The organism is Streptococcus sp. OMI870 (genome assembly GCF_047460295.1).
Taxonomy (GTDB): Bacteria; Bacillota; Bacilli; order Lactobacillales; family Streptococcaceae; genus Streptococcus.
The window spans coordinates 1-24,634 of record NZ_JASHGM010000006.1 but is presented as its reverse complement, the minus strand read 5'-3'; the positions used below and the strand labels follow the sequence as shown (position 1 = coordinate 24,634).

The following is a 24,634-nucleotide window of genomic DNA, read 5'->3' as shown; positions in this document are numbered from 1 at the left end:
GATGGGAAAGACCTTAACAGAGCATTTACAAAAGCTGAAAGATCAGCAACGAGGGATCTTTGTTCCGTATATCATGGCAGGAGATCATGAAAAAGGCTTAGCAGGTTTGCAGGAAACCATCCAATTTTTGGAGGAGCTTGGTGTCTCAGCTATTGAGGTTGGCATTCCTTTTTCAGATCCAGTGGCAGATGGCCCTGTGATTGAAGAGGCAGGATTGCGAAGTTTAGCCCATGGGACGACGACAGAGGAACTGGTGCAAACAATCCAGCGTCTGGAGACAACTGTTCCTTTGGTCATCATGACCTATTTCAATCCCTTGTTCCAATATGGTCTCGAAAACTTCTTTAGAGATTTAGAAGGAACAGCGGTCAAGGGAGTGATTATCCCCGATCTCCCTCATGAGCATGCGGATCTGGTAGAGCCTCTATTAGCGGATAAAGACATCGCCTTGGTGCCGCTCGTGAGCTTAACCACAGGAATCGAGCGTCAAAAGAAATTGATCCAAGATGCAGAAGGCTTTATCTATGCTGTTGCTGTCAATGGTGTGACGGGGAAAGCTGGTAGCTATCGAGACGATCTGGACCACCACTTGGCCCAATTACACGAAATAGCTTCGATTCCTGTTTTAACAGGTTTTGGAGTTTCCAGCATGGAGGATATTCACCGTTTCAACAAGGTCTCAGATGGCGTTATTGTGGGATCTAAAATCGTTAAGGCTCTCCACCAAGGGGAGACAGATGCCATCGCTCATTTTATTTCTCAAGCAGTGAAGGGCTAGAAGGTTCATTTATCATCAGCTTGATTCTCCTAGAACAAGCTCTTTGTCTACTATTTTAAACATTGCCCTCGTTTGTCTTTACAAACGAGGGTTTCTCGTTACAATAGAGATAGTAACAAGAAAAGAGGAAAAGAGAATGATAAGCCTTGAAGAGATTGATCAAGTCGTCAAGTCGGGCCCTTTTGAACCAAGCTGGGACTCTCTTAGCCATCAAGTCTGTCCAGACTGGTATCGGGATGCCAAATTTGGAATATTTATCCACTGGGGTGTCTACAGTGTAGCTGCCTTTGGATCAGAGTGGTATTCACGAAATATGTATATCCAAGGGAATCCTTGCTATGACTACCATCGAGAGCATTTTGGAGATCAGGCTAGCTTGGGTTACAAGGATCTCATTCCTCTTTTTACAGCAGATCAATTTGATCCGGCATCTTGGCTGGATCTCTTTCAAAAAGCGGGAGCTCAGTATCTTTTTCCAGTTGCGGAGCACCACGACGGTTTTCAGATGTATGCCTCTACTCTCTCGCCTTATAATAGCTTAGAAATGGGGCCGAGACGAGATGTCTTGGGAGAGCTGAGGGCGGAAGCAGAAAAACGTGGTCTACACTTCTGTACGTCTTCTCACCGGGCAGAGCACCAGTTTTTCTTTTCACATGGCAAGGAGTTTGCCAGTGATATTCTGCAAGAAGTCCCAAGAGACAGCCTCTATTGGCCAGCAGAGCCAGAACCGAAGGATCATTTTGATCTCACCTCTAAGCCCTATCCAAGTGAAGAGTTTTTGGAAGACTGGCTTTTGCGAACCTGTGAACTGGTGCGGGATTATCAGCCAGAGCTCCTTTATTTCGATTGGTGGATCCAGCATGAGAGTTTCCGTCCCTACTTAATGCGCTTTTTGGCTTATTATTACAATCTAGCAGCACAAGAGGATTGCGAGGTGGCCGTTTGTTACAAACAGGATGCCCTACCTTTTGGTTCAGGAATCGTCGAGATGGAGCGGGGGGGCTACGGGGAGACGCAAGCTTTTCCGTGGCAAATGGATACTGCGATTGCCCGTAATTCTTGGTGCTATACCCAGGGTCTTGCCTATAAGACCAGTAAGGAATTGTTGCAAAATTTAGTTGATGTTGTGGCCAAAAATGGCAATCTTCTGCTCAATATTGGACCCAAGGCAGATGGCACCATCCCTGAGCAAGATCAAGACATCCTTACAGAGATCGGAGACTGGCTGGCGGTAAATGGAGAAGCCATTTATCAGAGCCGGCCTTGGCGGGTGTCATCGGACGGACCGACCGAGGCCCAGGAAGGTTCCTTCTCAGATGGGGAAGCGCCACTCTATACCAACCAAGATTTCCGCTATACCATGCGTGAAGGCCTACTTTATGCTATCCAGCTGGAACCAAGTGGACGGACAGAAGAGTTGACCTTGCCGTCTCTCGCCTATGATCTCAAGCAACCGAGAATCCTTCATGCGCGTATTCGGCAGGTAGAGCTCCTTGGAAAAAGCCAGCCCCTTTCTTGGAGCCAAGATGACCAAGGGCTCCACCTTCAGTTACCAGCTTGCAGCAAAAAACAACCGCGTGTTTTGCGTCTCAGTTTTTAGTTTTCTTGAAGCTTTCTATAAGGAATCATTTAGGTTTCTCTTGTATACTGTACTCATCCAATAAGAAATAAGGTGCAGAAAATGAAAATCTCAGTCAATTATCCAAAACGCTTTAAGAAATTACCACAACAAGGGTCTTGTTACGGCGAATAAACGCTTCTCTTCATTTTTCATAAGAAACTCCTAAAGAAGGCTCTACCTGAAAGGGTAGAGTTTTTATGTACCAGGGACCTTGTGATTCGTGGTATAATAGGCCTATGGAAAAAAAGAATAAATTGTTACTCATCGACGGGTCTTCCGTCGCATTTCGTGCCTTTTTCGCACTTTATAATCAAATCGATCGCTTCAAAAATGCCAATGGTCTGCATACCAATGCGGTCTATGGCTTTAACCTTATGTTGAGCCATCTCTTAGAGCGCATCCAACCGACCCATGTTCTTGTTGCTTTCGATGCAGGAAAGACCACTTTTCGGACGGAGATGTATGCCGACTACAAAGGGGGCCGTGCAAAAACACCAGATGAATTCCGTGAGCAGTTCCCTTTCATTCGCGAGCAATTAGACCATCTAGGAATTCGCCACTATGAGCTAGCTCAATATGAAGCAGATGATATTATTGGAACGCTGGACAAGTTGGCAGAATCAACTTCTGTTCCTTTTGATGTGACCATCGTTTCTGGGGATAAAGATTTGATCCAGCTGACAGATGACAACACAGTGGTTGAAATCTCAAAAAAAGGAGTGGCAGAGTTTGAAGAATTCACTCCAGCCTATCTGAAAGAGAAGATGGGACTGACACCAGAGCAATTTATCGACCTCAAGGCCTTGATGGGAGATAAGTCGGATAATATCCCAGGTGTCACCAAGATTGGAGAAAAGACCGGGATTAAACTACTCCTAGAATACGGCTCTCTCGATGGCATTTATGAGCATATCGATGAGATGAAGGCTTCTAAGATGAAGGAAAACCTCATCAACGATAAGGAACAGGCCTATCTGTCTAAGACTTTGGCGACCATCGATACCAATGCGCCTATTGAAATTGGGCTGGACGATATCACCTATACGGGTCCTCATCTAGAAAATCTCGCCAAATTTTATGAGGAGATGGGCTTTAAGCAACTCCGTCAGGCCTTGGATTTGAGCGGAGAAGCGACAACTCCTGTAGCCCTTGACTACACAGAAGTCGAGCAAGTCACTTCCGATATGCTCACGGAAGATAGTTTCTTCCATTTTGAGATGTTTGGTGACAACTACCATACAGAACCCATCATTGGTTTTGCATGGGGGACAAAAGGTCAGCTCTACGCGAGTACAGATACTGGTCTTTTACAAACACCGATTTTCAAAGAATTTTTAGAAAAAACACCGCTCAAGGTCTATGACTTCAAACGGGCCAAAGTCTTGCTTACCCACTTGGGCATTACCCTTCAAAATCCCGCGTTTGACAGTCGATTGGCCAAGTATCTCTTATCGACCGTAGAGGACAATGAAATTTCAACCATTGCCAGTCTCTATAGCCAGATTGCACTACCGCTGGACGAAGTCGTTTATGGCAAGGGAGCAAAAAAAGCCATTCCAGAAAAGGCGGTCCTATTAGAGCATTTGGCCCGAAAAGTCGCTGTTTTGCTAGACACTGAAGAGCCTATGATGGAGCAACTAAAAGCTCACGACCAACTAGATCTGCTCTATGATATGGAGCAACCACTAGCAGCTGTTTTGGCCAAGATGGAAATCGCGGGGATTAAGGTGGAACGCCAGACCCTTCAAGATATGCAGGTGGAAAACGAAGCAGTCTTGGAGCGCTTGACTCAAGAAATCTATGAGCTTGCTGGAGAAGAATTTAATATCAATTCTCCAAAACAATTGGGTGTCATCCTCTTTGAAAAATTGAAACTCCCTCTTGAATACACCAAGAAGACCAAAACCGGCTATTCCACAGCTGTTGATGTCTTGGAACGCCTGGCTCCAATCGCCCCGATCGTGTCTAAGATTCTTGAATACCGCCAAATTGCTAAGATCCAATCGACCTATGTCATCGGTCTTCAAGACTGGATTTTGGAAGATGGAAAGATCCATACCCGCTATGTACAGGATTTAACGCAGACAGGACGCTTGTCCAGCGTGGATCCCAACCTGCAAAATATCCCTGTCCGTTTGGAGCAAGGCCGTCTTATTCGCAAGGCCTTTGTCCCAGAAGAGGAAAACAGTGTCTTGTTGAGTTCAGACTATTCACAGATCGAATTGCGCGTCTTAGCCCATATTTCGGGAGATGAGCATTTGATTGATGCCTTTAAACATGGGGCAGATATCCATACATCGACTGCGATGCGGGTCTTCAATATTGAAAAACCAGAAGACGTGACACCGAATGACCGTCGCAATGCCAAGGCAGTAAACTTCGGTGTGGTTTATGGAATTTCCGACTTTGGACTGTCTAACAACCTAGGGATCAGCCGAAAAGAAGCTAAGGCCTACATTGAGACCTACTTCGAACGCTACCCTGGCATCAAGGACTATATGGAGAGAGTGGTGCGGGAAGCGCGTGATAAAGGCTATGTGGAGACTCTCTTCAAGCGTCGTCGGGAGATTCCAGATATCAATTCTCGCAACTTCAATGTTCGAGGCTTTGCGGAGCGGACGGCTATCAACTCACCGATCCAAGGATCGGCAGCCGATATCTTGAAAATTGCTATGATCCACTTGGACCAAGCGCTAGAAAGAGGAGCATACAAGACCAAGATGCTTCTTCAAGTGCACGATGAAATCGTTCTGCAAGTACCAAGTGATGAACTGGCAGCGATCAAAGAACTCGTCAAAGAGACCATGGAATCCGCTATCGAACTTGCAGTACCACTGGAAGCCGATGAAAACGAAGGCAAGACATGGTATGAAGCCAAATAAAATTGAGTTTGTTCAAAACAGAAAGCGGTAGGAGACTTTTCAGTTTCCTACCGCTTTTAACGACAAACACTTGCAATGCCTTCCGTATTGTTATACTATTTAAAGAAAGGAAACGCATACAAAAGGAGATTCATATGGCTTATTCATTTCGCAATCCTAGTGATGGCATTATCAAACATTACCTAGAAACCAGCAAGATCATCGCTGTGGTTGGATTATCTGACCGTGAAGAGACGACCAGTCATCGTGTTAGCAAGGAGATGCAAGAGCGGGGCTATCGGATTATTCCCGTTAACCCTCGTGTAGCTGGTGGCCAGATCCTTGGAGAAACGGTGTACGCTAGCTTACAGGAGATCCCTTTCCCACTAGATATCGTCGATGTTTACCGTCGCAGTGAATTTTTGCCAGATGTGGCGCGTGACTTCATCGAGACAGATGCGAAGATTTTTTGGGCACAATTGGAGCTGGAAAATCAAGAAGCAGAAGAAATCCTTCGTGGAGCTGGACGAGAAGATATTGTGATGAATCGCTGTATCAAACGGGAACACACCCGACTGATCTTAGGAGACTCCCTATACGGAGTATAAGTGACAAGAAATTGACAGTAAAATTATAGAAGAGAACCCCAGCAGGAAACTGGGGTTCTCTTCTTCATCTTATTTAACTTCATAGCTTGGATGGCCTGTGAAATGGCGCGGCCCTTGTTTGATCTGCTTGATTTGATCGTAAAATGCAATTTGGCAGTTGATAAAATAAGGCATAGTATAAAAACCAATGACATCGCGCGTGAAGTAATTCAGGAAGTACCATCCAAACAAGGTTAAATCGAGTACCAGGCGATTGCTGCGGAAGCCTTTCATGGTTTCACGACTTTGACGAAGGACTCCCAAAGCTCCCTTGTAGTCGCCGTCTCGTAGTTGTTCGTAGAGGATCAATTCGACAAGGCTGAGACTATAGTACTGTGGCAAGTAAAAGAGGAGACCAAGCAGGCCTAGAACGACACCTGCTGTCATCAGAGGCATTTGACGCATCATGGCCTGAAATTCAGGACTAGCAGCCGTCAAAGTGCTGGGATTGCTGACCTTGTCGTAAATAGCCAAGAATTGAGTGCTAGCATAGGTGCTAACGAGACTCCCGGCATAGAGGATGAGCCCCCATAAAAAGAGGATGACTTGCTTTAAGAACAATGTGATGAAGACAGGGGTGAAGCGATCCTGTTGAAAGATATCCAAGACCCGTGCTCGGTGTTCGATCTTGGGATTGAGCGCATCCAGATAGCTAAAAGTCGCACCAACCACTAAAATGGAGATGATGAAGGCAACAACAGAGGGAAAGAGCTGTAGCTGTATCATGTAGATACTTGCTTGCTGTAAGGTCATATCTGCTAGCAAATCAATCAGATTTTGCCCGCTTAAGAGAAAGTTAGCAAGAATGGTCAATAGGACTGGCAGGGCAAATAGGATAGCTAAGCCCGGTTGCTGGACTTGCATGGTGCGTGCTCGAAGGCGAATTAATTTAAGGTTCATAGATGATACTCTCTTCATAGTAATACTTTTTATTATAACATAAGTCCGTGACAGAGCTGGTAAAATTTGGTACAATCGTACAGGTGCTCACAGGAAAAATCCTGTGACAGGAAAAAAGAAGGCTGGGACTGTCTTTCCCAGTACGGAGGTAACCATGACAGATTCACCGATTCAATATCGATTAATCAAAAAAGAAAAGCATACAGGAGCGCGGTTAGGAGAAATCATCACCCCCCACGGGACTTTCCCAACCCCCATGTTTATGCCTGTAGGGACTCAGGCAACCGTTAAGACCCAATCGCCAGAAGAACTTAAAGAGATGGGCTCGGGCATTATCTTGGCTAATACTTACCATCTCTGGCTTCGTCCAGGGGATGACTTGGTCGCAAAAGCAGGAGGCCTGCACCAGTTCATGAACTGGGATCAGCCAATTTTGACGGATAGTGGAGGTTTCCAGGTCTATTCACTAGCGGATACCCGCAATATCACTGAAGAAGGGGTGACCTTTAAAAACCACCTCAACGGCTCGAAAATGTTCCTTTCTCCGGAAAAAGCCATCTCGATCCAAAACAATCTAGGTAGTGACATCATGATGTCCTTTGACGAATGTCCCCAGTTCTATCAGCCTTATGATTATGTGAAAAAATCAATCGAACGGACCAGTCGTTGGGCAGAACGTGGCCTTAAGGCTCACCGTCGCCCTCATGATCAAGGCCTTTTTGGGATTGTTCAAGGGGCTGGCTTTGAAGACTTGCGTCGTCAGTCTGCGAGTGATCTGGTCAGTATGGACTTCCCAGGCTATTCTATCGGTGGGTTAGCTGTTGGGGAAAGCCATGAAGAGATGAATGCGGTGCTGGATTTCACAACTCCGCTCTTGCCAGAGAACAAGCCTCGCTATCTCATGGGAGTAGGAGCTCCAGACAGTCTGATCGATGGCGTTATTCGTGGAGTGGACATGTTTGACTGTGTCTTGCCGACGCGGATTGCGCGAAATGGTACCTGTATGACTAGTCAAGGACGCCTGGTGGTGAAAAATGCACAATTTGCTGAAGACTTTACGCCACTAGATCACGAGTGTGATTGCTACACTTGTAAGAATTACACCAGGGCTTATCTTCGCCACCTCCTCAAGGCAGATGAGACCTTCGGCATTCGCTTGACTAGTTATCACAACCTCTATTTCTTGATTAACCTCATGAAGCAGGTCCGTCAAGCCATCATGGATGACAATCTCTTAGAATTCCGGGAGCATTTCGTCGAAAAATATGGCTATAACAAGTCAGGGCGGAATTTCTAGGATGAATCACGAAAGATGACAGACCGCTTTGGTAAAAATGAAAGATGAAGCAGATAGCCTTGTCAACACATCACAAGATCAGTTTCATGTTGAAAAGAATGGAAAGTTCTACAAAAAGTAGAACTTTTTTCTATATAATAGCAACTTTTTTAGCACGTTTTCCTTTGAGAAAACACTTTCATTAAAAAAACGAAAAAAATCTTCTCAAATCCCTTGCATTGAGGCTTTCATTGTGTTAAACTACTATGGTGCTGTGAAAAACAGCTATTAGCTTTGATGCAAGAGGTTGCGACACGCTCGGTTGCATTGCCACGCAACGCGCGTCGGTTTTCTTGTGGAGCTAGCCTATTATCTTAAATAGACGAAAAGGAGAAAAAGATGGCAAACAAAAAAATCCGCATCCGTTTGAAAGCGTACGAACACCGTACACTCGACACAGCGGCTGCAAAAATCGTAGAATCAGCTACTCGTACAGGTGCACAAGTTGCGGGTCCAATCCCACTTCCAACTGAGCGTAGCCTCTACACAATTATTCGTGCGACTCACAAATACAAAGATTCTCGCGAACAATTCGAAATGCGTACACACAAACGTTTGATCGACATCATCAACCCAACTCAAAAAACAGTTGACGCTTTGATGAAATTGGATCTCCCAAGTGGTGTAAACGTAGAAATCAAACTTTAATCTAAAGCTTGATCAAGAGCATGAAAAACGCTCGTTAAAAACTTTTTGAATAAAAAACTATAGAAAAGGAACTATTTTCTCATGACAAAAGGAATCTTAGGGAAAAAAGTGGGAATGACTCAAATCTTCACTGAAGCTGGCGAATTGATCCCTGTAACAGTTATCGAAGTAACTCCAAACGTTGTTCTTCAAGTTAAAACTGTTGAAACAGATGGTTACAACGCTATCCAAGTTGGTTTCGATGACAAACGCGAAGTATTGAGCAACAAACCTGCTAAAGGACATGTAGCAAAAGCTAACACGGCTCCTAAGCGCTTCATTCGTGAATTCAAAAACGTTGAAGGCTTGGAAGTTGGTGCTGAAATCACAGTTGACACTTTCGAAGCTGGAGACATTGTTGATGTAACTGGTACTTCTAAAGGTAAAGGTTTCCAAGGTGTTATCAAACGCCACGGACAATCACGTGGACCTATGGCTCACGGTTCTCGTTACCACCGTCGTCCAGGTTCTATGGGACCTGTTGCACCTAACCGCGTATTCAAAGGTAAAAACCTTGCAGGACGCATGGGTGGCGATCGTGTAACAATTCAAAACCTTGAAGTTGTACAAGTTGTTCCAGAAAAGAACGTTATCCTTATCAAAGGTAACGTACCAGGTGCTAAGAAATCTCTTATCACTATCAAGTCAGCAGTTAAAGCTGGTAAATAATAAGGAAAGGGGAATACAGTCAAAATGGCAAATGTAACATTATTCGACCAAACTGGTAAACAAGCGGGCGAAGTTGTTCTTAACGATGCGATCTTTGGTATCGAACCAAACCAAGCAGTTGTATTTGATGTGATCATCAGCCAACGTGCTAGTCTTCGTCAAGGAACTCACGCAGTTAAAAACCGCTCAGCCGTTTCAGGTGGCGGACGCAAACCATGGCGTCAAAAAGGAACTGGACGTGCTCGTCAAGGTTCTATCCGCTCTCCACAATGGCGTGGTGGTGGAATCGTCTTCGGACCAACTCCACGTAGCTATGCGTACAAACTTCCTCAAAAAGTTCGTCGCCTTGCACTTAAATCTGTTTACTCAGAAAAAGTTGCTGAAAACAAATTTGTAGCCGTTGATTCTCTTGAATTTACAGCTCCAAAAACTGCTGAATTTGCAAAAGTTCTTGCAGCTTTGAGCATCGATTCTAAAGTCCTTGTTATTCTTGAAGAAGGAAACGAATTCGCAGCTCTTTCAGCTCGTAACCTTCCAAACGTGAAAGTTGCGACTGCTACAACTGCAAGTGTTCTTGACATCGCAAATAGTGACAAACTTCTTGTTACTCAAGCAGCTATCTCTAAAATCGAGGAGGTTCTTGCATAATGAATTTGTATGATGTTATCAAAAAACCTGTTATCACTGAAAAGTCAATGGCTCAACTTGAAGCAGGCAAATATGTATTCGAAGTTGACACTCGCGCTCACAAACTTTTGATCAAACAAGCTGTTGAAGCTGCGTTTGAAGGTGTAAAAGTTGCGAATGTGAACACTGTAAACGTAAAACCTAAAGCAAAACGCGTTGGACGTTACACTGGTTTTACTTCAAAAACTAAAAAAGCTATCATCACGCTTGCAGCTGATTCTAAAGCAATCGAGTTGTTTGCTACTGAAGCTGAATAATCTAAGGAGGAAATATCGTGGGAATTCGTGTTTATAAACCAACAACAAACGGTCGCCGTAATATGACTTCTTTGGATTTCGCTGAAATCACAACAAACACACCTGAGAAAACTTTGCTTGTTTCTCTTAAAAACAAAGCAGGTCGTAACAACAACGGTCGTATCACTGTTCGTCACCAAGGTGGTGGACACAAACGTCATTACCGTTTGATCGATTTCAAACGTAACAAAGATGGAGTTGAAGCAGTCGTTAAAACGATCGAATACGATCCAAACCGCTCAGCTAACATCGCGCTTGTACACTATACTGACGGTGTGAAAGCTTACATCATTGCCCCTAAAGGTCTTGAAGTAGGTCAACGTATCGTATCAGGACCAGAAGCAGATATCAAAGTCGGAAACGCTCTTCCACTTGCTAACATCCCAGTTGGTACTTTGATCCACAACATTGAATTGAAACCTGGTAAAGGTGGAGAATTGGTACGTGCTGCTGGAGCTTCTGCTCAAGTATTGGGTTCTGAAGGTAAATATGTACTTGTTCGTCTTCAATCAGGCGAAGTTCGTATGATTCTTGGAACTTGCCGTGCTACAGTTGGTGTTGTCGGAAACGAACAACATGGACTTGTAAACCTTGGTAAAGCGGGACGTAACCGCTGGAAAGGTGTTCGCCCTACAGTTCGTGGTTCTGTAATGAACCCGAATGATCACCCACACGGTGGTGGTGAAGGTAAAGCACCAGTTGGACGTAAAGCGCCATCTACTCCTTGGGGTAAACCTGCGCTTGGTCTTAAAACTCGTAACAAGAAAGCGAAATCTGACAAACTTATCGTTCGTCGTCGCAACCAAAAATAATCATAAGCAACTAGCTTACACTTTCCGCCAGCTCGGTAGCGCTGCATAGCAGCGCAAGCCGCTGTGGTACTAAATTTTAAAGGAGAAAATTACAAAATGGGACGTAGTCTTAAAAAAGGACCTTTCGTCGATGAGCATTTGATGAAAAAAGTTGAAGCTCAAGCAAACGACGAAAAGAAAAAAGTAATTAAAACTTGGTCACGTCGTTCAACGATCTTCCCAAGTTTCATCGGATACACTATCGCAGTTTATGATGGACGTAAACATGTACCTGTTTACATCCAAGAAGACATGGTAGGTCACAAGCTTGGTGAATTTGCACCAACTCGTACTTACAAAGGTCACGCGGCAGACGACAAGAAGACACGTAGAAAATAAGGAGAACATAAATGGCAGAAATTACTTCAGCTAAAGCAATGGCTCGTACAGTGCGTGTTTCACCTCGTAAATCACGTCTTGTTCTTGACAACATCCGTGGTAAAAGCGTAGCCGATGCCATCGCTATTTTGACATTCACACCAAACAAAGCTGCAGGGATCATCCTTAAAGTGTTGAACTCAGCAGTAGCAAACGCTGAAAACAACTTTGGTTTGGAAAAAGCTAACTTGGTAGTATCTGAAGCATTCGCAAACGAAGGACCAACTATGAAACGTTTCCGTCCACGTGCGAAAGGTTCAGCTTCACCAATCAACAAACGTACAGCTCACATCACAGTAGCTGTTGCAGAAAAATAAGGAGGTAAACTCGTGGGTCAAAAAGTACATCCAATTGGTATGCGTGTTGGTATCATCCGTGATTGGGATGCCAAATGGTATGCTGAAAAAGAATACGCGGATTACCTTCATGAAGATCTTGCAATCCGTAAATTCATTCAAAAAGAATTGGCTGACGCAGCCGTTTCAACTATTGAAATCGAACGCGCAGTAAACAAAGTTAACGTTTCACTTCACACTGCTAAACCAGGTATGGTTATCGGTAAAGGTGGAGCAAACGTTGATGCACTTCGTGCAGCTCTTAACAAATTGACTGGTAAACAAGTACACATCAACATCGTTGAGATCAAACGTCCTGACTTGGATGCTCACCTTGTTGGTGAAGGAATTGCTCGTCAATTGGAACAACGTGTTGCTTTCCGTCGTGCACAAAAACAAGCGATCCAACGTGCTATGCGTGCTGGAGCTAAAGGAATCAAAACTCAAGTATCAGGTCGTTTGAACGGTGCAGATATTGCCCGTGCAGAAGGATACTCTGAAGGAACTGTTCCACTTCACACACTTCGCGCTGATATCGATTACGCTTGGGAAGAAGCAGACACTACTTACGGTAAACTTGGTGTTAAAGTATGGATCTACCGTGGTGAAGTTCTTCCAGCTCGTAAAGACGCTAAAGGAGGTAAATAACCAATGTTAGTACCTAAACGTGTAAAACACCGTCGCGAATTCCGTGGTAAAATGCGCGGTGAAGCAAAAGGTGGAAAAGAAGTAGCATTCGGTGAATACGGTCTTCAAGCTACAACTAGCCACTGGATCACAAACCGTCAAATCGAAGCTGCTCGTATCGCCATGACTCGTTACATGAAACGTGGTGGTAAAGTTTGGATTAAGATTTTCCCACACAAATCATACACCGCTAAAGCTATCGGGGTACGTATGGGATCTGGTAAAGGGGCTCCTGAAGGTTGGGTAGCACCAGTTAAACGTGGTAAAGTGATGTTCGAAATTGCTGGTGTATCTGAAGAGATCGCACGCGAAGCGCTTCGTCTTGCTAGCCACAAATTGCCAGTTAAAACTAAATTTGTGAAACGTGAAGCAGAATAAGGAGAGGTCATGAAACTTACAGAAGTAAAAGAATTTGTTAAAGAACTTCGTGGTCTTTCTCAAGAAGAACTCGCGAAGCGTGAAAATGAATTGAAGAAAGAATTGTTTGAACTTCGTTTCCAAGCGGCTGCTGGTCAATTGGAACAAACTGGACGTTTGAAAGAAGTGAAAAAACAAATCGCTCGTATCAAAACTGTTCAATCAGAAGCTAAATAATAGACTAGGGAAGGAGAATTTCAATGGAACGCAATAATCGTAAAGTTCTTGTTGGACGCGTTGTGTCTGACAAAATGGACAAAACAATCACAGTTGTAGTTGAAACTAAACGTAACCACCCAGTCTATGGTAAACGTATCAACTATTCTAAAAAATACAAAGCTCATGATGAAAACAATGTTGCTAAAGAAGGCGATATCGTTCGTATCATGGAAACTCGTCCGCTTTCAGCTACAAAACGCTTCCGTCTTGTAGAAGTCGTTGAAGAAGCGGTCATCATCTAATCATACCTGAAAGGAGAAAACGTAAATGATTCAAACAGAAACTCGTTTGAAAGTCGCTGATAACAGTGGCGCACGCGAAATCTTGACAATCAAAGTTCTTGGTGGTTCAAAACGTAAATTCGCGAGCATCGGTGATGTAATCGTTGCATCAGTAAAACAAGCTACTCCTGGTGGTGCGGTTAAGAAAGGTGACGTTGTAAAAGCTGTTATCGTTCGTACTAAATCAGGTGCTCGTCGTAAAGATGGTTCATACATCAAATTCGACGAAAATGCAGCAGTAATCATCCGTGACGACAAAACTCCTCGCGGAACTCGTATCTTTGGCCCAGTTGCACGTGAATTGCGTGACGGTGGTTTCATGAAGATCGTGTCACTTGCTCCAGAAGTACTTTAATCAATAAAAAAACAAACACAGTCCCCTGGCTTAGCCAGGGTGCCCATCGGGCGTAAGAATAAAAGGAGAATAAAATGTTTGTAAAAAAAGGCGACAAAGTTCGCGTTATCGCTGGTAAAGACAAAGGCGTAGAAGCTGTTGTTCTTACTGCTCTTCCAAAAGTAAATAAAGTTGTTGTAGAAGGTGTAAACATCATCAAGAAACACCAACGTCCAAATAACGAAAACCCTCAAGGTGCTATCGTTGAAAAAGAAGCTCCAATTCATGCTTCTAACGTTCAAGTGTTGGACAAAAACGGTGTTGCTGGACGTGTTGGCTACAAATTTGTAGACGGCAAAAAAGTTCGCTACAACAAAAAATCAGGCGAAGTGCTTGACTAATCACGAAGGAAAGGAGAAGTATAATGGCTAATCGTTTAAAAGAAAAATACCTTAATGAAGTAGTACCATCATTGACTGAACAGTTCAACTATTCATCTGTTATGGCTGTGCCAAAAGTTGATAAAATTGTCTTGAACATGGGTGTTGGTGATGCAGTATCAAATGCTAAAAACCTTGAAAAAGCTGCTGAAGAGCTTGCTTTGATCTCGGGTCAAAAACCATTGATCACTAAGGCTAAAAAATCAATCGCCGGCTTCCGTCTTCGTGAAGGTGTTGCGATCGGTGCAAAAGTTACCCTTCGTGGTGAACGTATGTACGAATTCTTGGATAAATTGGTAACAGTTTCACTTCCACGTGTACGTGACTTCCATGGTGTCCCAACAAAATCATTTGATGGACGTGGAAACTACACACTTGGTGTGAAAGAACAATTGATCTTCCCAGAAATCAACTTTGATGATGTTGATAAAACTCGTGGTTTGGATATCGTAATCGTAACTACAGCGAACACAGACGAAGAATCACGTGCATTGCTTACTGGCCTCGGTATGCCGTTTGCAAAATAATATAGGAGGTAAAACTAATGGCTAAAAAATCTATGATTGCTAAGAACAAACGCCCAGCGAAGTTCTCTACTCAAGCATACACTCGCTGTGAACGTTGTGGACGTCCACACTCAGTTTACCGCAAGTTTAAACTTTGCCGTGTTTGCTTCCGTGAATTGGCATACAAAGGTCAAATCCCAGGTGTCACAAAAGCATCTTGGTAATAGTATGATACAAAGAGCGTAACAACCTCAGCAAAAATAGGAGATTTGGTGACGGAGCGGAGTTCCGAATCAAACCTAGCTTTTTTGCCCAGATTGTGGCTCGTGTTCAAATGAGTATATTCTCGTTTGCATGTATCAAAATTTTCTGAGCCTAGCTCAATCATTAACTAGCAAGTGCAACTTGCAAACTACTAGTAAGAGGAGAAATAAAAAATGGTTATGACTGACCCAATCGCAGACTTCCTTACACGTATTCGTAACGCTAACCAAGCAAAACACGAAGTACTTGAAGTGCCTGCATCAAACATCAAAAAAGGAATTGCTGAAATCCTTAAACGCGAAGGTTTTGTAAAAAACGTTGAATTCATCGAAGATGACAAACAAGGCATCATCCGTGTATTCTTGAAATACGGACAAAACGGTGAAAAAGTTATCACAAACTTGAAACGTGTATCAAAACCAGGTTTGCGTGTTTACAAAAAACGTGAAGATCTTCCAAAAGTTCTTAACGGACTTGGAATTGCTATCCTTTCAACTTCTGAAGGTTTGCTTACTGATAAAGAAGCACGCCAAAAGAATGTTGGTGGTGAGGTTATCGCTTACGTTTGGTAAAATCAAGATACAAAGCTCGTAAAGAACAAAGCAAAATTAGGAAGTTGGGGCAGTTTGTTTACAAACGAGCCAACTTATCTATTTTGCACAGTTCTTAGAGCGTGTTCAGTTTAGCTATTGAACTAAATAAGTATCTTAACCCCGTGAAAACTGGCCTTCAAAGGCCTGACAATTTAACAGGAGAATAAAAACATGTCACGTATTGGTAATAAAGTTATCGTGTTGCCTGCTGGTGTTGAACTCACTAACAATGACAACGTAGTAACTGTAAAAGGACCTAAAGGAGAACTTACTCGTGAGTTCTCAAAAGATATTGAAATCCGTGTGGAAGGTACTGAAGTAACTCTTCACCGTCCAAACGATTCAAAAGAAATGAAAACTATCCACGGAACTACTCGTGCCCTTTTGAACAACATGGTTGTTGGTGTATCAGAAGGATTCAAGAAAGAACTTGAAATGCGCGGGGTTGGTTACCGTGCACAACTTCAAGGAAATAAACTTGTCTTGGCTGTAGGTAAATCTCATCCAGATGAAGTTGAAGCTCCAGAAGGAATTACTTTTGAACTTCCAAACCCAACGACTATCGTTATCAGTGGAATTTCAAAAGAAGTAGTTGGTCAAACAGCTGCTTACGTACGTAGCCTTCGTTCACCAGAACCTTACAAAGGTAAAGGGATCCGTTACGTTGGTGAATTCGTTCGCCGTAAAGAAGGTAAAACAGGTAAATAATGTTGAGTGGTTGCTTATCAACCACCCACCTATTTTCCAACTCAGTGCTTAGCACATGATTTTAAAATTAAGAGGTGAAAATTGTGATTTCGAAACCAGATAAAAATAAAATCCGTCAAAAACGCCACCGTCGCGTTCGCGGAAAACTCTCTGGAACTGCTGATCGCCCACGTTTGAACGTATTCCGTTCTAATACAGGCATCTACGCTCAAGTAATTGATGACGTAGCGGGTGTAACGCTCGCAAGCGCTTCAACTCTTGACAAAGAAGTTTCTAAAGGAACTAAAACTGAACAAGCCGTTGTTGTCGGCAAACTTGTTGCTGAACGTGCAGTTGCTAAAGGTATTTCTGAAGTGGTGTTCGACCGCGGTGGATATCTATATCACGGACGTGTTAAAGCTTTGGCTGATGCAGCTCGTGAAAACGGATTGAAATTCTAATAGGAGGACACTAGAAAATGGCATTTAAAGACAATGCAGTTGAACTTGAAGAACGCGTAGTTGCCATCAACCGTGTTACAAAAGTTGTTAAAGGTGGACGTCGTCTTCGCTTTGCAGCTCTTGTAGTTGTTGGTGACCGTAACGGACGTGTTGGTTTTGGTACAGGTAAAGCTCAAGAAGTACCAGAAGCAATCCGTAAAGCAGTAGAAGATGCTAAGAAAAACTTGATTGAAGTTCCTATGGTTGGAACAACAATTCCTCACGAAGTAACATCAGTATTTGGTGGAGCTCGTGTATTGTTGAAACCAGCTATCGAAGGGGCTGGGGTTGCTGCAGGTGGTGCAGTTCGTGCCGTTGTCGAATTGGCAGGTATTGCAGATGTAACATCTAAATCACTTGGATCAAACACTCCAATCAACATTGTTCGTGCAACAGTGGAAGGATTAGCTCAATTGAAACGCGCTGAAGAAGTTGCTGCCCTTCGTGGTATTTCAGTTTCTGACTTGGCTTAAGAAAGGAGATTCAAATGGCTCAAATTAAAATTACTTTGACTAAGTCTCCAATCGGACGCATCCCGTCACAACGTAAAACTGTTGTAGCACTTGGACTTGGCAAATTGAACAGCTCTGTTATTAAAGAAGATAACCCAGCAGTACGTGGAATGATCACTGCAGTATCTCACTTGGTAACAGTTGAAGAAGTAAAATAATCTATTTATAATAGAAAAAGGTTTTCAGGGGTATGGGAAGTTTCTCATCCCCTAAAACTAAATATAAGTATAGGCGAGTTTGTAGTCGGGACACCTTTTCCTGATTGCATGCGTTAGCAATTTACAAAAGAGGAGAAAATAAATAATGAAACTTCATGAATTACAACCTGCTACAGGTTCACGTAAAGTCCGCAACCGTGTTGGTCGTGGTACTTCATCTGGTAATGGTAAAACTTCTGGCCGTGGTCAAAAAGGTCAAAAAGCTCGTAGCGGTGGCGGTGTACGTCTTGGTTTTGAAGGTGGACAAACTCCATTGTTCCGTCGTCTTCCAAAACGTGGATTTACAAACATCAACGCTAAAGAATATGCGATTGTAAACCTTGATCAATTGAACGCCTTTGACGATGGTGCCGAAGTAACTCCAGTAGTACTTGTTGAATCAGGAATTGTAAAAGCTGAAAAATCAGGTATCAAAATTCTTGGTAACGGAGAATTGACTAAGAAGTTGACTGTAAAAGCAGCTAAATTCTCTAAATCAGCTGAAGAAGCTATCACTGCTAAAGGTGGTTCAGTTGAAGTCATCTAAGTGAGGTGACCTATGTTTTTAAAATTATTAAAAGATGCATTTAAAGTAAAACAAGTACGTTCAAAGATCTTATTTACAATCTTTATCATTCTTGTTTTCCGCATTGGAACCACGATTACAGTGCCTGGTGTAAATGCGAAAATTTTGAATAGCCTTCAAGATGTGTCCTTCTTGAACATGCTCAGTTTAGTTTCTGGGAATGCTATGAGGAACTTCTCAGTTTTCGCTTTAGGGGTTAGCCCATACATCACAGCTTCCATCGTTGTGCAACTTTTACAAATGGATCTGTTACCTAAGTTTGTCGAATGGGGCAAACAGGGGGAAGTTGGTCGAAGAAAGCTAAATCAAGCAACACGATACATCGCCTTGCTTTTAGCCTTTGTCCAATCCATTGGGATTACAGCGACTTTCCATACGTTGTCTCAAGCGAAATTGGTAGCTACTCCAAATACCAAGACCTATCTTTTGATCGGTGCCATTCTAACGACTGGTTCAATGATTGTCACTTGGCTCGGAGAGCAAATCTCCGATAAAGGATACGGAAATGGTGTTTCAATGATTATCTTTGCAGGGATTGTGTCATCGATTCCGGAGATGATCAAAGAAATCTATGAAAATGCATTTGTAAATGTTCGCTCTGGTCAATTGACCAATTCACTTATCTTTGTTGGAGTATTAATCCTTGCTATCTTGGTCATTGTTTACTTTACAACCTTTGTAGAGCAAGCTCAATACAAGATTCCAATCCAATATACAAAGATTGCCCAAGGAGCTCCATCAAGTTCTTACCTACCTTTAAAAGTTAACCCAGCGGGAGTTATCCCAGTTATCTTTGCTAGTTCGATTACAGCAGCACCTGCTGCAATTTTTCAAGTCATTAGCGCCATGGGTTATAATGCAGGATGGGTGAAAACAGCACAAGCCATGTTGGCTACAAACACACCTACGGGTGTTGCTATGTACGCCTTACTGATCATTCTATTTACATTCTTCTATACGTTTGTTCAGATCAATCCTGAAAAAACGGCAGAAAACCTTCAAAAGAGCGGTGCCTATATTCCAGGTGTTCGCCCAGGTAAGGGAACAGAAGAATTTATGTCTCGCTTGCTACGTCGTTTAGCATGTGTTGGATCAGTATTCCTTGGCTTTATTACCATCATTCCAATCTTAGCTCGTGATGTATTTGGTTTAACAGATGCGGTTGCTCTTGGAGGAACGAGTTTGTTAATCATTATTTCAACAGGTATTGAAGGAATGAAACAATTGGAAGGCTACTTATTAAAACGTAAGTATGTCGGATTTATGGACACAACAACAGAATAGAATAAGGTTGACTTTGTCAGCCTTCTATTTTGTTATTAAATGGAAATAGGAATTTGCTCCTGCTTCCATTTAAAAACAAAATAAGGAGGATTCATCATGAATCTTTTAATTATGGGATTGCCTGGAGCAGGTAAGGGGACCCAAGCAGCGAAAATCGTGGAAGAGTTTCACGTAGCGCATATTTCTACCGGTGATATGTTCCGCGCAGCAATGGCTAACCAAACTGAAATGGGTGTATTGGCAAAATCATTCATCGACAAAGGTGAATTGGTGCCAGATGATGTGACAAACGGGATTGTAAAAGAACGTTTGGCTCAAGACGACATTAAGGAAAAAGGATTCCTTTTGGATGGTTTTCCTCGCACGATCGAACAAGCTCATGCCTTGGATCAAATCTTGGTTGATCTTGGTTTGGAGCTTGAGGGAGTAATCAATATCGAAGTGGATCCATCTTGCCTTCTTGAACGCTTGAGTGGTCGTATTATTCACCGCGAAACAGGTGAAACTTACCATAAAGTATTCAACCCACCAGCTGACTACAAGGAAGAAGACTATTACCAACGTGAAGATGACAAACCAGAAACAGTGAAACGCCGCTTGGATGTGAATATTGCTCAAGGTGAGCCGATTCTTGCTCATTATCGTGGAAAAGGATTGGTACATGATATTGAAGGAAATCAAGACATCAACGACGTCTTCAAAGATATCCAAAAAGTCTTAGAGAATTTGAAATAAAAACGTTTTAGTCACTTGCAATATTTGACAACAAGTGTTACAATTAGTTAGTCTGACTTATAATTGTTACCTCTGTGCTCAGAGGAATGAATCGAAATTTATGGAGGTACTTTTGCGTGGCAAAAGACGATGTGATTGAAGTAGAAGGCAAAGTAGTCGATACAATGCCGAATGCTATGTTTACGGTTGAACTTGAAAATGGACATCAGATTTTAGCAACAGTTTCTGGTAAAATTCGTAAAAACTATATTCGTATTTTAGCGGGAGATCGTGTTACAGTGGAGATGAGTCCGTACGATTTGACACGTGGACGTATCACATACCGCTTTAAATAATCGAAAAACTTGGAGGGATAAAAATGAAAGTAAGACCATCGGTCAAACCAATTTGCGAATACTGTAAAGTAATTCGTCGTAATGGTCGTGTTATGGTAATTTGCCCAGCAAATCCAAAACACAAACAACGTCAAGGATAAGATAGAAAGGAGAAAACATGGCTCGTATTGCTGGAGTTGACATTCCAAATGACAAACGTGTAGTAATTTCATTGACTTATGTATACGGTATTGGACTTCCAACATCTAAGAAAATTCTTGCTGCTGCAGGCGTTTCTGAAGATATTCGTGTTCGTGACCTTACACCAGATCAAGAAGATGCTATCCGTCGTGAAGTTGACGCAATTAAAGTTGAAGGTGACCTTCGTCGTGAAGTAAACTTGAACATCAAACGTTTGATGGAAATCGGTTCATACCGTGGTATCCGTCACCGTCGTGGACTTCCAGTTCGTGGACAAAACACTAAAAACAATGCTCGCACTCGTAAAGGTAAAGCTGTTGCGATTGCAGGTAAGAAAAAATAAAATAAAATAAGGAGGTAAAAATCTTGGCTAAACCAACACGTAAACGTCGTGTGAAAAAGAATATCGAATCTGGTATTGCTCATATTCACGCTACATTTAACAACACAATTGTTATGATTACTGATGTGCATGGTAACGCAATCGCTTGGTCATCTGCAGGTGCACTTGGATTCAAAGGTTCTCGTAAATCTACACCATTTGCTGCTCAAATGGCTTCAGAAGCTGCTGCGAAATCTGCTCAAGAACATGGACTTAAATCTGTTGAAGTAACTGTTAAAGGTCCTGGTTCAGGTCGTGAGTCTGCTATTCGTGCACTTGCTGCTGCTGGTCTTGAAGTAACTGCAATCCGCGATGTAACTCCTGTACCACACAATGGTGCTCGTCCTCCAAAACGTCGCCGTGTATAATCATCAACAATTACACAGCTTTTCGTTTAAGAGGGAGTATAGCAAATGATTGAGTTTGAAAAACCAAATATAACAAAAATTGATGAAAATAAAGATTATGGCGTATTTGTAGTAGAGCCACTTGAACGTGGTTATGGTACAACGCTTGGAAACTCACTTCGTCGTGTACTTCTAGCTTCACTTCCAGGTGCAGCTGTCACTTCAATCAACATTGAAGGTGTACTCCACGAATTTGATACCGTTCCAGGAGTCCGTGAAGACGTTATGCAAATTATTCTTAACGTTAAAGGAATCGCTGTTAAGTCTTACGTCCAAGACGAAAAGATTATTGAACTTGATGTAGAAGGACCTGCAGAAATTACTGCTGGTGATATTCTTACAGATAGTGACATCGAAATTGTAAACCCTGATCATTATCTATTTACAATCGGAGAAGGAGCATCTTTGAAAGCAACGCTTACTGTAAACAGTGGACGTGGCTATGTTCCAGCTGATCAAAACAAAAAAGATGATGCACCAGTGGGCACACTTGCTGTAGATTCAATCTATACGCCAGTGACAAAAGTCAATTACCAAGTTGAACCAGCTCGCGTTGGTAGCAACGATGGATTTGACAAGCTAACCCTTGAAATTTTGACAAATGGGACAATTATTCCAGAAGATGCCTTAGGTTTGTCTGCTCGTATTTTGACAGAACACCTTAATCTATTTACAAACTTGACTGAAATTGCTATTGCAACAGATGTCATGAAGGAAGTAGATACAACTTCTGATGATCGCATTTTAGAACGTACCATCGAAGAATTAGATCTTTCAGTTCGTTCATACAACTGTTTGAAACGTGCTGGCATTAATACTGTTTACGATTTGACTGAAAAATCTGAAGCAGAAATGATGAAAGTTCGTAACTTGGGACGTAAGAGTCTTGAGGAAGTTAAAATCAAACTTGCCGACTTAGGCCTTGGGTTAAAAAACGATAAATAGAGGAGGAATACATGGCTTACCGTAAACTAGGACGCACTAGCTCACAACGTAAAGCAATGCTTCGCGATTTGACTACAGATCTTATCATCAATGAAGCAATTGTAACAACTGAAGCACGTGCAAAAGAAATCCGTAAATCAGTTGAAAAAATGATTACTTTGGGTAAACGTGGTGATTTGCATGCACGTCGTCAAGCTGCTGCATTCGTACGTAACGAAGTTGCATCACAAAACTTTGATGAAGAAACAGGTAAATATTCAGAAACAACTGCACTTCAAAAATTGTTCTCTGAATTAGCACCTCGTTATGCTGAGCGCAATGGTGGATATACTCGTATCCTTAAAACTGAACCACGCCGTGGTGATGCTGCGCCAATGGCTATCATCGAATTGGTATAATATCATCAATTTTGTTGAGTGTTATGATGATGGAATACACTGTTATTCTTAGTCTAGCTCTGGTCTACCGCTGGGGATTTTCCCCAGCGGGAACACTCATCATACTAGATGAATAGTAGACGCTTGTTTACGAAATTGCTTTAAATTAAAACAATTTCGTAAGCAGGCGTTTTGTTTTTTGTTTTCATCAGTAGTCTATAAAAACAAAAAATGATATAATGAAAGCCATATCTTAAATAGAAGAAACGGATTCAATGACAAAACAACAAGCAATCAAATTACTAAAAGATAAATACCTAAGTAACATGAAAGAAAGCACTGAACTCTTTGTTGGCGTCGAGTTAGAGTTTCCAATCGTAGAAATAAACGGAAACAAAACAAATATTGAAGTAACGAAAAAATTATTTCAAACCTTAGCAGATTTTCCTGAATTTGAGATCGAAAAAAAAGATCAAGACAATAACCCTATACAATTAGTTCATATAGCATCAAAAGATCGCATCTTATTTGAATTAAGTTACAATACAATTGAATTTGCATTTGATAGAGCTCATTCTATTCGTGAGGTTGCTGAACGCTTTGATTCCTATTTAAGTGTGATACAACCCATTTTACAAGAGGATAACCATGAAATCCAAGGAAAAGGAATCCATCCTCAGTGGAAAGAAAACGATAATCGTCCGGTGAAAATTGAACGATACAAAATGTTGATGGCTTTTCTTGCAATGAAAGACACAGAGATGCAAACCCACTGCTATCCTTCATATGGAGCCTTTATTTGCGGAAACCAAGTTCAATTGGATGTTAGGCGAGATAATTATCTTCGGATCATTAATGCTTTTAATAAAATTGAAGCAGCAAAGGCTTACTTGTTTTCAAATTCAGAATTCATAGAAGAAGAATGGGATACAAGAGTCGCAAGAGATATTTTCTGGGAAAAATCATTGCATGGGTATTTTAAAGAAAATGTGGGCGTATATCCACAGGACTACAAAAACGAAGAAGATTTTTTTCATCATCTTTCTAAAACAGCTATCTTTACCGCTATACGGGAAAACAAATCCCTTTATTTTAAACCAATTCGAGTTGAAAACTATCTAGAAAAAAGGGAAATAAAGGCCTATACAGCTGATGGAGTAGAAGTTATCATCACACCATTAGAAGAGGATCTAAAACACCATCGAAGTTACCAATTTCAAGATCTGACAGCTCGGGGAACGATAGAGTTTAGAAGTGTCTGTACTCAAGCATTAGAAAGGACATTTGCGCCAATAGCATTCGAATTAGGCCTATTCGTTCAGTTAGAGAAACTAGAAAACTATTTAGAGACCTGTCCATTTTTTGCAACGGAAGGAACAAACTATCGAGAGCTCCGAAAAAAATACTCAAAGAAAAAATTAAGTGAAAAAGAAACGGAAAGTATAAAAAAGTTTTCAAAAGATCTTATTGAAATATCTAAAGCAGGATTATTAGAAAGAGAATATGGTGAAGAACAATACTTATTGATTAATAAGGAGATAGATTGAGATAAAAAGCTTGTGTTTACAGGTTTTTTTCTTTTTACAATTTATCATTTTAAAAAAACTTTCAAAAAAGTAAAATTTTTTAAAAAAAGTTATTGACAAGTAAAAGTGTACGTGATATACTAATATAGTTGTCGCGAGAGAGCGACAAAGACCTTTGAAAACTGAACAAGACG

Annotated in this window: 36 protein-coding genes; 35 read left to right on the top strand and 1 reads right to left on the bottom strand. The window is 42.0% G+C overall.

Translation table 11 applies throughout. The features are described from left to right. The first annotated feature begins 1 nt into the window (after position 1). The 4 genes from trpA (at position 2) to QM968_RS09165 (ending at position 5,868) form a co-directional block, all read left to right on the top strand. Complete coding sequence (gene trpA, locus QM968_RS09180; RefSeq protein ID WP_414383626.1) at positions 2-778, top strand: tryptophan synthase subunit alpha; 777 nt, start codon at positions 2-4, stop codon at positions 776-778. 136 nt (positions 779-914) lie between these two features. Further along, the gene (locus QM968_RS09175) at positions 915-2,378 is read left to right on the top strand and encodes an alpha-L-fucosidase (protein ID WP_414383624.1); all 1,464 of its coding nucleotides are present in this window, start codon (positions 915-917) and stop codon (positions 2,376-2,378) included. A gap of 257 nt (positions 2,379-2,635) precedes the next feature. Continuing rightward, the gene (polA, locus tag QM968_RS09170) at positions 2,636-5,281 is read left to right on the top strand and encodes a DNA polymerase I (protein ID WP_414383622.1); all 2,646 of its coding nucleotides are present in this window, start codon (positions 2,636-2,638) and stop codon (positions 5,279-5,281) included. A 134-nt stretch (positions 5,282-5,415) separates the two neighbouring features. After that, positions 5,416-5,868 (top strand): CoA-binding protein, encoded by a 453-nt coding sequence (locus tag QM968_RS09165; protein WP_414383620.1) that lies wholly within the window; start codon positions 5,416-5,418, stop codon positions 5,866-5,868. Between the two features lie 69 nt (positions 5,869-5,937). Here QM968_RS09165 and QM968_RS09160 read toward each other — a convergent pair whose 3' ends face one another. Beyond that, positions 5,938-6,807: a DUF975 family protein gene (locus QM968_RS09160; protein ID WP_414383618.1), complete on the bottom strand. Its 870-nt coding sequence runs from the start codon at positions 6,805-6,807 to the stop codon at positions 5,938-5,940. A 154-nt stretch (positions 6,808-6,961) separates the two neighbouring features. Here QM968_RS09160 and tgt point away from each other — a divergent pair, with 154 nt between their 5' ends. The 31 genes from tgt to QM968_RS09005 all read left to right on the top strand — a co-directional run bounded on the left by tgt (position 6,962) and on the right by QM968_RS09005 (position 24,461). Next, positions 6,962-8,104, top strand: coding sequence for a tRNA guanosine(34) transglycosylase Tgt (gene tgt, locus QM968_RS09155; RefSeq protein ID WP_009732026.1), 1,143 nt, complete (start codon positions 6,962-6,964; stop codon positions 8,102-8,104). 378 nt (positions 8,105-8,482) lie between these two features. Further along, a complete protein-coding gene (gene rpsJ, locus QM968_RS09150; RefSeq protein ID WP_003009585.1) occupies positions 8,483-8,791 on the top strand; it encodes a 30S ribosomal protein S10 in 309 nt (102 codons plus the stop codon). A gap of 81 nt (positions 8,792-8,872) precedes the next feature. After that, positions 8,873-9,499, top strand: a complete 627-nt coding sequence (rplC, locus tag QM968_RS09145) for a 50S ribosomal protein L3 (RefSeq protein WP_414383616.1) — start codon at positions 8,873-8,875, stop codon at positions 9,497-9,499. A gap of 24 nt (positions 9,500-9,523) precedes the next feature. Beyond that, complete coding sequence (gene rplD / locus QM968_RS09140) at positions 9,524-10,147, top strand: 50S ribosomal protein L4 (RefSeq protein WP_003009591.1); 624 nt, start codon at positions 9,524-9,526, stop codon at positions 10,145-10,147. Further along, positions 10,147-10,443: a 50S ribosomal protein L23 gene (locus tag QM968_RS09135; protein ID WP_003009593.1), complete on the top strand. Its 297-nt coding sequence runs from the start codon at positions 10,147-10,149 to the stop codon at positions 10,441-10,443. Before rplD ends, QM968_RS09135 begins: the two co-directional genes overlap by 1 nt. A gap of 17 nt (positions 10,444-10,460) precedes the next feature. Beyond that, entirely contained in the window at positions 10,461-11,294 is an 834-nt protein-coding gene (gene rplB / locus QM968_RS09130) for a 50S ribosomal protein L2 (RefSeq protein WP_000512900.1), read from the top strand. A gap of 96 nt (positions 11,295-11,390) precedes the next feature. Then, a complete protein-coding gene (gene rpsS / locus QM968_RS09125) occupies positions 11,391-11,672 on the top strand; it encodes a 30S ribosomal protein S19 (protein ID WP_000533766.1) in 282 nt (93 codons plus the stop codon). A gap of 11 nt (positions 11,673-11,683) precedes the next feature. Then, positions 11,684-12,028, top strand: coding sequence for a 50S ribosomal protein L22 (rplV, locus tag QM968_RS09120; protein WP_000818139.1), 345 nt, complete (start codon positions 11,684-11,686; stop codon positions 12,026-12,028). Between the two features lie 12 nt (positions 12,029-12,040). Beyond that, positions 12,041-12,694, top strand: coding sequence for a 30S ribosomal protein S3 (gene rpsC / locus QM968_RS09115; RefSeq protein WP_118228622.1), 654 nt, complete (start codon positions 12,041-12,043; stop codon positions 12,692-12,694). Positions 12,695-12,697: 3 nt separating this feature from the next. Next, positions 12,698-13,111 (top strand): 50S ribosomal protein L16, encoded by a 414-nt coding sequence (rplP, locus tag QM968_RS09110; RefSeq protein ID WP_000960947.1) that lies wholly within the window; start codon positions 12,698-12,700, stop codon positions 13,109-13,111. A 9-nt stretch (positions 13,112-13,120) separates the two neighbouring features. Then, positions 13,121-13,327 (top strand): 50S ribosomal protein L29, encoded by a 207-nt coding sequence (gene rpmC, locus QM968_RS09105; RefSeq protein WP_003002350.1) that lies wholly within the window; start codon positions 13,121-13,123, stop codon positions 13,325-13,327. A gap of 23 nt (positions 13,328-13,350) precedes the next feature. Further along, positions 13,351-13,611, top strand: a complete 261-nt coding sequence (gene rpsQ / locus QM968_RS09100; RefSeq protein WP_000440801.1) for a 30S ribosomal protein S17 — start codon at positions 13,351-13,353, stop codon at positions 13,609-13,611. Positions 13,612-13,636: 25 nt separating this feature from the next. Next, on the top strand, positions 13,637-14,005 hold the full coding sequence (gene rplN, locus QM968_RS09095; protein ID WP_003002384.1) for a 50S ribosomal protein L14: 369 nt from the start codon (positions 13,637-13,639) through the stop codon (positions 14,003-14,005). 74 nt (positions 14,006-14,079) lie between these two features. Further along, the gene (gene rplX, locus QM968_RS09090) at positions 14,080-14,385 is read left to right on the top strand and encodes a 50S ribosomal protein L24 (protein WP_003002315.1); all 306 of its coding nucleotides are present in this window, start codon (positions 14,080-14,082) and stop codon (positions 14,383-14,385) included. 23 nt (positions 14,386-14,408) lie between these two features. Next, positions 14,409-14,951 (top strand): 50S ribosomal protein L5, encoded by a 543-nt coding sequence (rplE, locus tag QM968_RS09085; protein ID WP_003009606.1) that lies wholly within the window; start codon positions 14,409-14,411, stop codon positions 14,949-14,951. Between the two features lie 17 nt (positions 14,952-14,968). Next, a complete protein-coding gene (locus tag QM968_RS09080) occupies positions 14,969-15,154 on the top strand; it encodes a type Z 30S ribosomal protein S14 (RefSeq protein WP_001085699.1) in 186 nt (61 codons plus the stop codon). Positions 15,155-15,367: 213 nt separating this feature from the next. Then, positions 15,368-15,766: a 30S ribosomal protein S8 gene (gene rpsH / locus QM968_RS09075; RefSeq protein WP_003010897.1), complete on the top strand. Its 399-nt coding sequence runs from the start codon at positions 15,368-15,370 to the stop codon at positions 15,764-15,766. A gap of 192 nt (positions 15,767-15,958) precedes the next feature. Then, the gene (gene rplF / locus QM968_RS09070; protein ID WP_009732027.1) at positions 15,959-16,495 is read left to right on the top strand and encodes a 50S ribosomal protein L6; all 537 of its coding nucleotides are present in this window, start codon (positions 15,959-15,961) and stop codon (positions 16,493-16,495) included. An 83-nt stretch (positions 16,496-16,578) separates the two neighbouring features. Continuing rightward, a complete protein-coding gene (rplR, locus tag QM968_RS09065) occupies positions 16,579-16,935 on the top strand; it encodes a 50S ribosomal protein L18 (protein WP_003010871.1) in 357 nt (118 codons plus the stop codon). 17 nt (positions 16,936-16,952) lie between these two features. Then, on the top strand, positions 16,953-17,447 hold the full coding sequence (gene rpsE, locus QM968_RS09060) for a 30S ribosomal protein S5 (RefSeq protein WP_006595182.1): 495 nt from the start codon (positions 16,953-16,955) through the stop codon (positions 17,445-17,447). A 14-nt stretch (positions 17,448-17,461) separates the two neighbouring features. Next, a complete protein-coding gene (rpmD, locus tag QM968_RS09055) occupies positions 17,462-17,644 on the top strand; it encodes a 50S ribosomal protein L30 (protein ID WP_002894509.1) in 183 nt (60 codons plus the stop codon). A 145-nt stretch (positions 17,645-17,789) separates the two neighbouring features. After that, positions 17,790-18,230 (top strand): 50S ribosomal protein L15, encoded by a 441-nt coding sequence (gene rplO / locus QM968_RS09050; protein ID WP_009732028.1) that lies wholly within the window; start codon positions 17,790-17,792, stop codon positions 18,228-18,230. Positions 18,231-18,242: 12 nt separating this feature from the next. After that, positions 18,243-19,553: a preprotein translocase subunit SecY gene (gene secY / locus QM968_RS09045; RefSeq protein ID WP_009732029.1), complete on the top strand. Its 1,311-nt coding sequence runs from the start codon at positions 18,243-18,245 to the stop codon at positions 19,551-19,553. A 96-nt stretch (positions 19,554-19,649) separates the two neighbouring features. Further along, positions 19,650-20,288: an adenylate kinase gene (locus tag QM968_RS09040; RefSeq protein ID WP_009732030.1), complete on the top strand. Its 639-nt coding sequence runs from the start codon at positions 19,650-19,652 to the stop codon at positions 20,286-20,288. A 116-nt stretch (positions 20,289-20,404) separates the two neighbouring features. Next, a complete protein-coding gene (gene infA, locus QM968_RS09035; RefSeq protein WP_001029883.1) occupies positions 20,405-20,623 on the top strand; it encodes a translation initiation factor IF-1 in 219 nt (72 codons plus the stop codon). Between the two features lie 23 nt (positions 20,624-20,646). Continuing rightward, positions 20,647-20,763, top strand: a complete 117-nt coding sequence (rpmJ, locus tag QM968_RS09030) for a 50S ribosomal protein L36 (protein ID WP_001808836.1) — start codon at positions 20,647-20,649, stop codon at positions 20,761-20,763. A 17-nt stretch (positions 20,764-20,780) separates the two neighbouring features. Next, entirely contained in the window at positions 20,781-21,146 is a 366-nt protein-coding gene (gene rpsM / locus QM968_RS09025; RefSeq protein ID WP_003009631.1) for a 30S ribosomal protein S13, read from the top strand. A gap of 23 nt (positions 21,147-21,169) precedes the next feature. Further along, a complete protein-coding gene (gene rpsK, locus QM968_RS09020) occupies positions 21,170-21,553 on the top strand; it encodes a 30S ribosomal protein S11 (RefSeq protein ID WP_001118385.1) in 384 nt (127 codons plus the stop codon). Positions 21,554-21,598: 45 nt separating this feature from the next. Then, the gene (locus tag QM968_RS09015) at positions 21,599-22,537 is read left to right on the top strand and encodes a DNA-directed RNA polymerase subunit alpha (RefSeq protein WP_009732031.1); all 939 of its coding nucleotides are present in this window, start codon (positions 21,599-21,601) and stop codon (positions 22,535-22,537) included. A gap of 11 nt (positions 22,538-22,548) precedes the next feature. Beyond that, positions 22,549-22,935, top strand: a complete 387-nt coding sequence (gene rplQ / locus QM968_RS09010) for a 50S ribosomal protein L17 (protein WP_003002399.1) — start codon at positions 22,549-22,551, stop codon at positions 22,933-22,935. Positions 22,936-23,189: 254 nt separating this feature from the next. Further along, a complete protein-coding gene (locus QM968_RS09005; RefSeq protein WP_414383613.1) occupies positions 23,190-24,461 on the top strand; it encodes a gamma-glutamylcysteine synthetase in 1,272 nt (423 codons plus the stop codon). The last annotated feature ends 173 nt before the right edge of the window (positions 24,462-24,634 follow it).